General features: G+C 67.4%; 7 protein-coding genes. 3 read left to right on the top strand and 4 right to left on the bottom strand.

All coding sequences use genetic code 11. The annotated features are described in order from the left end of the window. Positions 1–10 precede the first annotated feature (10 nt). The 3 genes from MXB53_RS04380 to MXB53_RS04370 all read right to left on the bottom strand — a co-directional run bounded on the left by MXB53_RS04380 (position 11) and on the right by MXB53_RS04370 (position 5,045). Positions 11–1,156, bottom strand: coding sequence for an extracellular solute-binding protein (locus MXB53_RS04380; RefSeq protein WP_248895982.1), 1,146 nt, complete (start codon positions 1,154–1,156; stop codon positions 11–13). Between the two features lie 284 nt (positions 1,157–1,440). Further along, on the bottom strand, positions 1,441–2,604 hold the full coding sequence (locus MXB53_RS04375; RefSeq protein WP_248895981.1) for an alpha-1 4-glucan-protein synthase: 1,164 nt from the start codon (positions 2,602–2,604) through the stop codon (positions 1,441–1,443). Positions 2,605–2,741: 137 nt separating this feature from the next. Continuing rightward, positions 2,742–5,045 carry a DEAD/DEAH box helicase gene (locus tag MXB53_RS04370; RefSeq protein ID WP_248895980.1) on the bottom strand — a complete coding sequence of 768 codons (2,304 nt, stop codon included), beginning with the start codon at positions 5,043–5,045 and terminating at the stop codon, positions 2,742–2,744. Positions 5,046–5,119: 74 nt separating this feature from the next. Here MXB53_RS04370 and MXB53_RS04365 point away from each other — a divergent pair, with 74 nt between their 5' ends. After that, positions 5,120–5,551 (top strand): GIY-YIG nuclease family protein, encoded by a 432-nt coding sequence (locus MXB53_RS04365; protein WP_248895979.1) that lies wholly within the window; start codon positions 5,120–5,122, stop codon positions 5,549–5,551. 220 nt (positions 5,552–5,771) lie between these two features. After that, positions 5,772–6,578, top strand: coding sequence for a helix-turn-helix transcriptional regulator (locus tag MXB53_RS04360; protein WP_248895978.1), 807 nt, complete (start codon positions 5,772–5,774; stop codon positions 6,576–6,578). On the opposite strand, the gene MXB53_RS04355 is transcribed toward MXB53_RS04360, so the two are convergent. After that, entirely contained in the window at positions 6,571–9,636 is a 3,066-nt protein-coding gene (locus MXB53_RS04355; protein WP_248895977.1) for an FAD-binding and (Fe-S)-binding domain-containing protein, read from the bottom strand. The two genes, MXB53_RS04360 and MXB53_RS04355, sit on opposite strands and share 8 nt — an antisense overlap. A gap of 290 nt (positions 9,637–9,926) precedes the next feature. Here MXB53_RS04355 and MXB53_RS04350 point away from each other — a divergent pair, with 290 nt between their 5' ends. Next, positions 9,927–11,660, top strand: a complete 1,734-nt coding sequence (locus MXB53_RS04350) for an L-lactate permease (RefSeq protein ID WP_425601190.1) — start codon at positions 9,927–9,929, stop codon at positions 11,658–11,660. Positions 11,661–11,678: the final 18 nt, after the last annotated feature.

Below are 11,678 nucleotides of genomic sequence, written 5' to 3'. Positions count from 1 at the left end.
GGGGTGTGTCTCAGAGCATTCCGACATCGCGAAGGAGGGTCACCGTCCCCTCCAGGTCGGACAACTGAGTGAGGTCTAATCCTTCGGGCGGGTTCAATTCATCGATACTGGGGAGACGGCCGATCGGATCGACGCCCGGCACCAGCGGGTACTCGAAGGTCTCCCGCGCGAAGTAGTCCTGGGCCTCGGCCGACAGCAGGTGGCGCACGAAGTCGGCCGCGAGGTCGGGGTCCTCGGCCGTATCGAGCGCGGCCGCGCCGGCGACGTTGAAGATGGCGCCCGCGTCGCCCTCGGTGAATGCGGTGGCGATGGGGGCGTCGGGGCGGCCAGCGAGGACGCGCTGGATGTAGTAGTGGTTGGCGAAGCCAGCGCGGAGCTCGCCGTTGGCGACCGCCTGACTGACCAGGAACTCGTCGGCGTAGTTGTGCTGCAGACCGAGTTCCTGCATCTCGTTCAGCCACTGGCGGGTCTCCTCCTCGCCGTTGAGGACACGCATCGCGGTGATGAACGCCTGGAACGAACTGTACGAGGGGGCACAGCCGATGGCGTCCCGGAACGCCTCGGTCTCGGGGAACGCGAAGATGTCGTCGGGGATGTCCGACTCCGAGAGCGCGTTCGTGTTGTAGGGGATCGTTCGCGCGCGCCCGGACGTGCCGATCCAGGTGCCGTCGGGGTCGTGGAACTGATCGGGCACCATATCGAGGACCTCGGTCGGGAGTTCGGTCGTCCGTCCGCGGTCCTTGAGCGCGCCGAGCGAGCCGGCGTTGACCGAGAAGAAGACATCGGCCGGACTGCCCTCGCCTTCCGTCGCTATCTGGTTCACCAGTTCCGACGCCGAGTTGTACCGCGGTCGGATGGTCAAATCGGGGTAGAGTTCCTCGATGAAGCTGACGAGGCGCCCAACCAGCGGTTCGCCTCGACCCGAATAGAGCGTCAACTCGCCGCTCAGATCCGGCATCTCGGACATCGACGTGCCGCCCGAGATGTCGCGATCGCCGAACGGCGACCGACCGGAGCCGATCTGTCCGACGGTATCGCCACCCGAGTCGTCGGTGCCGCCACCGCCGAGGATCCCGTTACAGCCCGCGATCGATGCCAGTCCAGCAGCGCCTCCAACCCGCAGAATGCGCCGGCGGGAGCTTCGAGTCTCGTCCATACGTGATTTAGGCCGCCCTAAAACACTTATACTTGCCGGTTCGGTTAGCGGGGGTCACGGTAGATTCGCACCGCAGACCGCCCTTTTGCCGCGGTCGCTCGCTCCCTGACAAAAGCTCGACCAAAAGCCTGCGAGCCTCCCGTTGGTCGGCTCTTGGCCGCTCACTCCGTTCGTTCGCGGTGGGTGGGTGCTCTAATACGGTTTATTGGAAGTCAGTACCGGTAGGTCGCCGATCCGTCGTGGCGATCCACCGGAAGACAGGGACAAGAACCCGTATAAATCGTTCAGTCGTCGGCGGGGACCGACCGCTGGGCGGTCTGGAGTTCGTCGAGACAGTCGAGCCAGTCGTGCATGTACGTACCGACGTGAGCGAGGAAGTCGCCGTTGCGGTAGTCGGCCTCGGCGTCCACGAGTCGGTCGGCCATCGACTCGAAGATGACGGCGTACGGGTCCTCGTCCTCGCCGACCGACGGCGCCGCGTCGTCGATGAGTTCCCACAGGTGTTCGTTGAGCTCCAGCCCCGCCACCTCGTTGTGGAGGTCGTCGAACGTCGACCGAGGCGCCTTGTTGTGCTCACAGAGCGGGTCGCCCGTAACGATCTGCTTGTCGAGCAGATCGGCCGCGCGTTTGAGGAAGACGCCGCTCCAGATGTCGTCGAAGCGACCGACCGACCACTCGTTGTCGTCCATCGGTAGCTGGTAGAACGCGGGGACGACCTCCCGGCGGAAGGCGAGGTTCATGGAGCAGACGGTGAGATACTGGCCGGATTCGGCCACGAAGTCGGGGCCGAAGTCGGCGGCGGTCAGGCGCGTCTCGGCCTGTCCCTGCAGGTCGCCGTCCATCAGGATGCGCACCGCGTCCAGGTCGGGAACGTTCGTCCACAGGCCCTGGGAGGCGACCACGTCGTCGACCGTGGTCTCGCCCGTTTCGACCGTCTCGTCCATCGCCGAGTAGGGGTAGCCGCGGGGGTAGAGACCGTGTTCGTCGGCGGCGTGATAGAGCACGTTCACCCAGTTCTCGTCCGACCGCACGGATTCGACGGTGCGCTCCTCGGTCAGATTCCGCATGTGCGTGCCGAAGAAGTCCACGTCCTCGTGGGGGAGGGTGTCGTCGTCGATGAAGACGGCGTAGGGGTGGTCGTGGGCCCAGAGGTACAGGAGGCCGAAACTCGTCTGGGCGTGGCTCCGCGCCGGAATCAGGTGGGTGTAGTCGCCGACATCGTTGGCTTCCATCCACTCCTCGCGACGACTCCCATCGAACACCTCGCCCTCGACGCCCAGGTCGTCGAGCATGGCTTGCATGTCGTCGGTCGGACAGTGATCCTCGGTCACCAGGACGAACTCCAGTCGGTCCGTATCGAACCCGTGCTTCTCGGCGTTCGCGACGTACGACCGCACGCATTCGTACTCCCTGATCGTCGGGATGATTACGCAGACATCTGCACTCATGCCCGCCAATCTTTAGGGCGGCCTAAAGTACCTGTCGTTCTTCGGCGATCCGCCTCATACGGTTTATCGGCAGTCAGTACCGGTGGTTCGCGGGACCGTCTTGGCGACCCACCGGGAGACAGTGACGATACTCCGTCTCAGCCCCGACCGCTCAACGCGTCCAGGAGATATGCGGCGGGGTCGGGTGCGAGGGGGTCGTTCGCGTTCCCGCAGTGGGGCGACTGGACGCAGGCCGGACAGCCGTCGGCACAGTCACAGGCGCGGAGCATCCGCGCCGTGCGCTCCAGGAGCGGTTCGATGCGCTCGTAGCCGGCGCGGACGAGACCGACGCCGCCGGGGTGGCCGTCGTAGACGAAAACCGTACTCGCGCCGGTGTGGGGGTGGTGTGGCGTCGAAAGCCCACCCACGTCCGCCCGGTCACAGAGGAGTTCGAGCGGGAACAGCGAGATGAGACCGTGTTCCGCGGCGTGGATTCCACCATTAAAGTCGCCGATGGCACGCATCTCCCCCTCCAGATCCGTGGGGACCGTGAAATACAGCGCCGTCGTGGACAGCGTCGTCTCGGGCAGGTCGAGCGCCTCCTCGCCCAGCGTCTCGCCCCGCCCCGCGTCGCGGCGTTCGTAGCCCGTCACCCGTTCGGTAACGGTGACATCGGCGAGGGTGACGGCCACGTCCGGTCGGGCCGACAGGGCGGTCGACGCCCGGTCCCGGTCCACCGCGATGGATTTCTCCGTCAGGACGCGCGTGTAGTAGTCCGCCCAGGTGGACTGCAGGGTCGCCACGTCGCGGTCCAGATCCAGGTCGGCCACCTCGTAGGACTGGCCCTGGTGGTGGTAGATGGCGCCGGGGTGGGCGTCACGGAGGGCGTCGCCGAGGCCGAGCGTGGCGATGACGTCGCCGTCGGCCAGCAGGTCCACGTCGCGGTCGTCGATCCGGCGGAGATTCGTCTCGTGCTGGGGGCTCCGGTCGCCCGCGTGGGTCCACCGCGGGCCGTCCTCGGTCTCGCGGCGCTCCAGGCGGCCGGCATCGACGAGGTCGGCCATCACATCGTCGAAGGTCTCGCCGAAGTGGGCGTCGTCGTCGGCCGACAGCCAGTTCTCGGCGGCCGCCGCCGCGACGTGATCCGGGAGCAGGTGGTCGTTCGCGGGGTCAACCATCGCGCGCTCGGGGTCGCCCGCGAAGAGGTCGTCGGGGTTCGCGACCAGATACTGGTCGAGTTGGTCCTCGCCGGCGACGAGGCCGATGAGCGCGGCGTCGTCGCCACGGCCCGCCCGGCCGGCGCGCTGAAACGTCGCCATCCGGGTCCCGGGGTAGCCGTCGAGGAGGACGGCGTCGAGACCGCCCACGTCGACGCCGAGTTCGAGCGCGCTGGTGCTCCAGACGCCGGCCACGTCGCCGTCGTGGAGACCGTCTTCGATGTCGCGCCGGCGGTCGTCGCGCAGTGAGGCCTGGTAGGCCTCGATCCGTCTCGCGAGGTCGCTCGCGCCCCGGTCGCGCAGGGCGTCGGCGCTCTCGGTCGCGTAGCGCTCGGCGGTTTGGCGCGCCCGCGTGAACACCAGGGTCTGGTGGCCGTCCGACACGAGGTCGGCGAACAGGCGTTTCGTCTCGACGTGGCTCGATCGCCGGCGACCCGAGCCACGATCCCCCTCGTACTCCGGCGGGTTCCACAACACCCAGTGGCGCGGCCCGCGACCGCTCGTCGCCTCGTCGACGAGCGCGAACCCGGATTCGGGGCGGCCGGTCAGCCGAGCGGCGTGGTCGACCGGGTTGCCGATGGTGGCCGAGCAGCAGACGAACTGGGGGTCGCTGTCGAACCGCTCACAGAGGCGCGCGAGACGGCGGAGGACGAGAGCGACGTGGCTCCCGAACACCCCGCGGTAGTCGTGTATTTCGTCGATGACGACGAGATCCAGGGAGGCGAACAGCCACTCCCAGAGGCGGTGACCGTGGGGCAAGAGCCCGTAGTGAAGCATATCGGGATTCGACAGCAGAACCGTCGGCCGGCGGTCGCGCACGTCGCGCTTTTCGGTCTTCGAGAGGCGGCCCGTGTAGGTGTCGACCGAGACGCGACTACCGAATCCGAGGTCGCGGGCGAGGCCGTCGAGGGTGTCGGCCTGGTCCGCGATGAGGGCGTTCTGCGGGCCGAGATACAGCGTGCGTCCGCCGTGGTCCATCGCGCGTTCGACCGCCGGAACGGTGTAGGCCAGGCTCTTGCCGCTGGCCGTGGGCGTCGCGAGCACGACATCGCGGCCGTCGCGGACGGCCTCGATGGCCGCGGCCTGGTGGCGATAGAGGCGGTCGATGCCGCGGTCGGCGAGCGCGCTTTCCAGCCGGGGTTCGAGGTCACAGTCGGCGTACGTCGGGTCGCGGCCGGGACGGCGACGGTAGTCCGCGAGTTCCCCGTCGGCGCGTGCCCGGAGTCGGTCGACGGCGTCGTCCACGACCCCGCTCGGGTCGGCGCGACCATACCGGTTGCGGTCGGTAGCGTTTTGCAGGGGCGGTCCCCCGACTCCGTATGGCCGACGACGGGCAACACACTGGGGGGACGTACACGCTCGTCCTCGAACTGTCGCGAGCGGCGGATGTCGAGGTCGGCGCGCTCGGCGACCACCGCGTGCCGGCCGGGGCGTACGCCTACACGGGAAGCGCGCTCGGGAGCGGCGGGTTCAGCCGCGTCGATCGCCACCGGCGGGTCGCGGCGGGCGACCACGACGTTCGCCACTGGCATATCGACTATCTCGCCGGGCATCCGGCGACCGACCTGCACATCGTCGTCACCACGTCCGGGACCGACGCCGAATGTGCGGTCGCGGACCGCCTCCCCACGGGACCGATTCCCGGCTTCGGTGCGTCGGACTGTAACTGTCGCTCACACCTCGCGGCCGGGAAGGATGCCGAGACGCTGACCAATACCGTCAGCGCAGCACACCGAGCGGCGGAGAAGTAACTGGCGCGTTCGGTCACCGGGGACACCCGGCAGCGAGCGAGTCCGGGCAAACTCGCTCGCCGCCGGGCACCGGGAAGCAGGTCGAACGACCCGCCACGACCCCGTGTGTCAGAGGCACCCCGGCACTCACAGCATTACCCACCGCCATATTCATGTTATCTGCCGCGAAATGCGTCACGCGCTGATAGATGATATATAAGGATATCGCCGAAAGTGCTAAATGGCGATCGGTCAGCCGCGGATCGGTCGGGGGGCGATGACCGACCGATCGCCCGCGGCTATCGTCGAGCGGCGACGGACAACGCTTCGCGCGCTCGACCCGGAGCCGCAGCCGAAAGCGACGCTGCTGGAGGCGGTTGATGTCTCGCGGTCGACCCTCGACCGCTCGCTTCGTGAACTGTCGACCGTGGGGTTCGCGGCGTCGACGACGGCCGGGTATCGCCTGACGCCGCTGGGTCGGCTCGCGCTCGACGAGCACGACCGGCGGGTCGAGCGGATCGGCGCCATCGCCGACGCGGCGTCGCTGTTCGAGGGCGTCGATCTGCAGACCGAAATCGCACCGGGCGTCTTCGACGGCGCGACGCTCGTCGAATCGACGCCACACGCCCCCTATCAGCCCGTCGATCGCGTCACCACGCTAATCGAGACGGCGACCCACGTCTCGGCCTATTCCGCGCGCTTTCTCGACCGACACGCCAGCCTCTATCACGACCGGATCGTCGAGGACGCGATGACCGGGACGTTCGTCACGACCGACCGGGTGCTCGACCGGATCGCGGAGACGCGGCCGGACGACCTCCGGGAGTCGGTCGCACTCGGCCGCGTCGGGGTCCGGCGCACCGACCACGCCGCCCCGATCACGCTCGTCCTCGCGGAGACGCCCGACGGCCCCGAGATGGGGCTGGTGGTCTACCGCGACGACACGCCGCTCGGCTTCGTCGGCAACGACGACCCCGCGGCGACCCGATGGGCCCGCGCGTACGTCGACCGCCTGTGGACCGCGGGAACGCCGTTCGATCCTACGTGAGCGCGGCGGCGACCTGCTCGATCGGCGTCGGTGGCTCCTCGTCGAACTCGTCGCCGAGCTGGGTCCGACAGGAGGCGCCGGGGGCGACGACCTGGTCGCCCGGACTCGCGTCGACCTGCTCGAAGAGGATGTTCCCGATGGCCTGACTCATGGAGTAGTGTTCGGCTTCGTAGCCGAAGGACCCAGCCATGCCACAACACCCCGAGTCGAGGGGGTCGACGTCGTACCCCGCGCGGCGCAACACGCCGACGGCGTGGTGGTCCTTGTTCGTCGCCTTCTGGTGACAGTGGCCGTGGTACGTGAGCGACGTCGCCGGCGCGTCGACCGCGAGGCGCTCGTCGAGACGGAACGTGTCGAGATACTCCATGACGCCGTACGTGTTGGAAGAAACATCGTCGACGTCGTCACCGGAGAGCAGGTCGCGGTAGTCCGACTGCATCATCACCGCGTCGGAGGGTTCGACGACCACCACGTCCCAGCCCTCTCGCACGCGAGGCGCGAGGGCGGCGACGTTCTCCCGTGCTCGGTCACGCGCTGTCTCGATAAATCCCTTCGAGAACGGCGGTCGGCCGCTCCCGGTCACGTCCTCGGGAACGTCGACGTGGACGTTCGCCGCTTCGAGCACCTCGACGGCTGCCTTCCCCACGTCGGGGTCGTTGTAGTTGGTGTGAGAGTCGGGGACGAGCAGGACGCGCCGGTCGGCGTCGGTGACGGGGACCTGGGCGCCGCCACGGGACTCGAACCAGTCGAGGAGCGACTCGCGGTGGAACGTGGGGAGCGAGCGGTCCGCGGCGATGCCCAGCGTCTTCTCCATCACGGTTCGGGCGCCGGGCACCTTGCTGGCCAGGTTCGAGAGGGGCGCGAGCGCCGACCCCACGGCGTTGAGAGTGTCGATGTTGGCAAAGAGCCGATCACGGAGCGAGGCGCCGTGGCGCTGGTGGTGTTCGTGGGTCACCTCCGCTTTGAGTTTCGCGAGGTCGACCTCGCTGGGGCAGTCCTTCGAACACCCCTTACAGCCGATACAGAGGTCGAGCACCTCGTGCATGAACTCCACGTCGAACTGCTCCTCGTCGTCCAGGTCGCCGCTCATCGCCTGCCGGAGCAGGTTCGCCCGCCCTCGCGTGCTGGTGATCTCCTCCTGGCTGGCGCGGTACGTGGGGCACATCACCCCGCCGGTGGTGTCCTGCGGGCCGCGACAGCCACCACAGCCGTGACAGAGTTCGACCATCCCCTGGAAGCCGTTCTCGTTGTCCCAGTCGAGGGCGGGGTCGAACCCCGCGTCGAACTCGTAGTCGGCGCCGAACCGCAGGTTCTCGGTCATGTCGAAGGCGGCCGCCCGCTCCGGCGTGCGGTCGGGCATCGGTTCGTCGTCCGCGTACCCACAGACGTTGCCCGGGTTCAACAGCCAGTCCGGGTCGAACGCCGTCTTCAGGTCGCGGAACGTCGTCCAGAGGCGGTCGCCGTACAGTTTTCGGTTCCACTGCGTGCGCGCGTGACCGTCGCCGTGCTCGCCCGACACGGAGCCGTTGTATTTGACGACGAGGTCGGTCGCCGCGTCGGCGATGGCCTCCATCTCGGCGATGCCCTCGACGGTCTTGGTGTTGACCAGCGGGCGGATGTGGAGCACGCCCGGCCCCGCGTGGGCGTAGTACGTGGTGCGCGTTTCGAAGTCCTCGAGCAGCTCCTGGAAGTCGGCGACGTAGTCCGGCAGGTTCGCCGCGGGAATGGCCGTATCCTCGATGAACGCGAGGTGTTTGTCGTCGGTGGTGCGCCCGAGCAGAATCGGGAGCCCGGACTTGCGCATCTTCCAGAACTTCGCGCGCGTCTCCGCGTCGTGGGCCTCCATCGCGCTCCGCGCACGGCGGGGGTCGACCGTGTAGTCGGCGGCCCCCTCGTCGGGGGCGACTGCGGGATCACCGTCCGGAACGCGGTCGGCGATGAGGTCGGCCACCTTCTGTTGCCCGTCCGCGTTGCTGTCGGCGTAAAACTCCACGAGCAACACGGAGTCGGTGCCCTCGGGGAGCATCCCGACGACATCGGCGAACTCCGCGGTTTCACGCGCCAGGCCGAGCAACACGTCGTCCATCACCTCGACGGCGGCCGGATCGTGTTCCAGAATCGGCTCGACGTCTTCCATCGCGTCGAGCAGGTCGTCGTAGGTGAGCAGGGCCACCGCCTTCGTCTCGGGGACGGGTTCGAGCGAGACGGTAGCTTCGGTGACGAGCGCGAGCGTTCCCTCGCTGCCCGCGAGCAGGCGCGCGAGGTTGACCGACCCCGTCTCGGCCTCGTCGATCAGCATATCGAGGTTGTAGCCCGAGACGTTGCGTTTCATGTCCGGGTAGCGCTCCGCGACCTCGTCGGCCTCCTCGTCGATGATACGACACACCTCGGCGTAGATGCGGGACTCGATGTCGCCGTCGGGGTCGGCGCCCGCGCGCAGAGCCTCCAGGCTCACCTCACCGAACGTCGTGACGGTTCCGTCCGCGAGGACGGCCTCGACCTCCTCGACGTAGGCGTCGGTTTTCCCGTATTTCAGGGAGTGTGATCCGGTTGAGTTGTTGCCGATGGCGCCGCCGAGTGCGCTCTTATCGCCCCACGCGGGGTCCGGGGCGAACTTCAGGTCGTGTGGCTCGAGTTCGGCGTTGAGATCGCCGAGGTTCACGCCGGGGTGGGCGCGAGCGCGTCCCTCGCCGGGGTCGACCGCGAGCACGTCGGTCATATGCCGCGAGAAGTCGACGACGACGGCCTCGTTGACGGTCTGCCCGGCGAGGCTGGTGCCGCCACCCCGCGGGAGAACCGGAATCCCCCGGTCGGCGCAGTATTCGACGGCCGCGACGACATCGTCGGTCGACGTCGGGAAGACGACGCCCACTGGCGTCACTTCGTAGGCGCTCGCGTCGGTCGCGTACAGCTGTCGAGAGTAGTCGTCGAAACGTACGTCGCCGTCGAGCAGCGTTTCGAGGTCGTCGACCATCCCCGGCCGGTCGACATCGTCGCTCCGATAGTCGTAATCGCCCTCCGACGCGGGGTCGTCGAGGGAGTCCCCAGTCGTTGCCATTGGCTCTCAGTTGGTCCATGGTCGCATAAAATGCCGGTACTCCGAGGTCGGTCTCGGCCCCGCCATGCGCTGCGGCGGGAGAGCGGGCAGGGCGTCCGACGACACGTAGTGTCACAAAGAAATAAAAAATATATCACACATACAGACAATATTTCAAATAATATGGATGTATATAATACATAACGGAAATAATTCCAGTTGATTTATAACCAATGACTAACACCCACCGCACGTATTATGCGAACGCTGGCCATATCGGCTATACTGCGGTCTAATCGGGTGAATCGAGTGTGGTGACTACTGGAGAGACGATTCTGGCGGCACTGCCGCTGCTACTCGCGGGCATGATGCTGGTCGGTCTCCTCTGGCCGGCGACGCGAGCGATGCCGATTGCGTGGCTCTCGGCGCTGGTCGTCGGTTACGTGGCCTGGGACATGCCCACGGAGTGGCTGGCCGCGGGCTCCATCGTCGGCGTGATGACGGCCGTCGAGATCCTCTGGATCGTCTTCGGCGCGCTGTTGCTCCTGTACACGCTGATGGAAGCCGGGGCGTTCGACCGCATCAACCGAGGGTTCGCGGCGGTCAGCGACGACCGCCGGGTACAGATCGTTCTCATCGGCTTCTTCCTCGCGACGTTCATCGAGGGGGCTGCCGGGTTCGGGACGCCCGCCGCGGTCGTCGCACCGCTGTTGCTGGGTCTCGGCTTCCCGGCGCTGGCGGCGGTCATCGCAGCGATCATCGGTCACATCATCGCCGTCACGTACGGCGCCGTTGGCACCCCCATCGTCGTCGGCATCCGCGACCCGCTGTCCGCCGCTGGCTTCGGCGACGTGATCCAGGCGGGCGGGTTCACCGTCACCGAATACTCGAACCAGGTCGCGGCGTGGGCCGCGACCTACCACGCACTGGTCGGCTTCGTGATGCCCCTGTTCGCCGTCGGGATGGTCGTCTACTTCTTCGGCGGCGAAGACCGATCGCTGAAGCCGGCCTGGGAGGTCGCCCCGCTCTGTCTGTTCGCGGGGATCAGCTTCGCCGTCCCGTACTGGCTGTCGGCCTGGTTCATCACCGCCGAGTTCCCCAGCCTCATCGGCTCGATGGTCGGCGGCGCCATCGTCCTCAGCGTGCTCCGGGCCGGTTACCTGCTCCCCGATACGCACTGGGACTTCCCGCCACGCGAGGAGTGGCCCGACCACTGGGTCGGAACGATCGAACCCGGACAGAACGGGAGCGCCCCCGATACCGAGGCCGTCACCGACGGCGGGACCGCGAGCGCGACCGAGATGTCCCTGCTGAAGGCGTGGTCGCCGTACCTGCTTCTCGTCGTCCTGCTCGTCGTCACGCGCGCCGTCGCGCCCGTCTCGTCGTTCATCAACAGTTCGTGGTTCGTCATCACCTGGAGCGACATCCTCGGGACATCGCTCGGCAACAGCATCGCGTGGATGAACGTCCCCGGGTTCTGGCTCATCGTCAGTGCCGTCCTCGCGATTCCGATCTTCGGCATGACGGCCGAGGAGGTTACCGCCGCCTGGACGGAGACGGCCCAAAAGATCGTCGCGCCGTTCATCGCGCTGATCTTCGTCATCGCGATGGTGCAGGTGATGATCAACTCCGGTGCGCATCCGGGTGCCCCCGAAACGGGCAGCATGATCGTCGTCCTCGCAACGGTGACGGCCAGTTTCCTGGGACCGGCCTACCCCTTCGTCGCGGCGCTCATCGGTGCACTCGGCGCCGCGATGGCGGGATCGAACACCGTCTCGAACATCACCTTCGGCGGGTTCCAGTTCGAGGCCGCACAGCAACTCGGACTCCCGACACAGATCATCGTCGGCGCTCAGGCGGTCGGCGGCGCCATCGGCAATCTGGTCGCGGTTCACAACATCGTCGCCGCGGTGGCGACCGTCGGGCTCGTCGGCTCGGAGGGTCGCGTGATGCGGTACAACCTCATCCCGCTACTGTACTACTCCATCGCCGTCGGCGTCCTCGCGATGCTGTTCAGCTACGTCCTGTTCCCCGGGCTGTTCTGAGACGGCTGTTGTGACTGT

The organism is Haloplanus sp. XH21, assembly GCF_023276355.1.
In the GTDB taxonomy this organism is placed as follows: Archaea; Halobacteriota; Halobacteria; order Halobacteriales; family Haloferacaceae; genus Haloplanus; species Haloplanus halobius.
The sequence above is the reverse complement of the archived record's forward strand: the minus strand, read 5'-3'. Positions and strand labels throughout refer to the sequence as shown.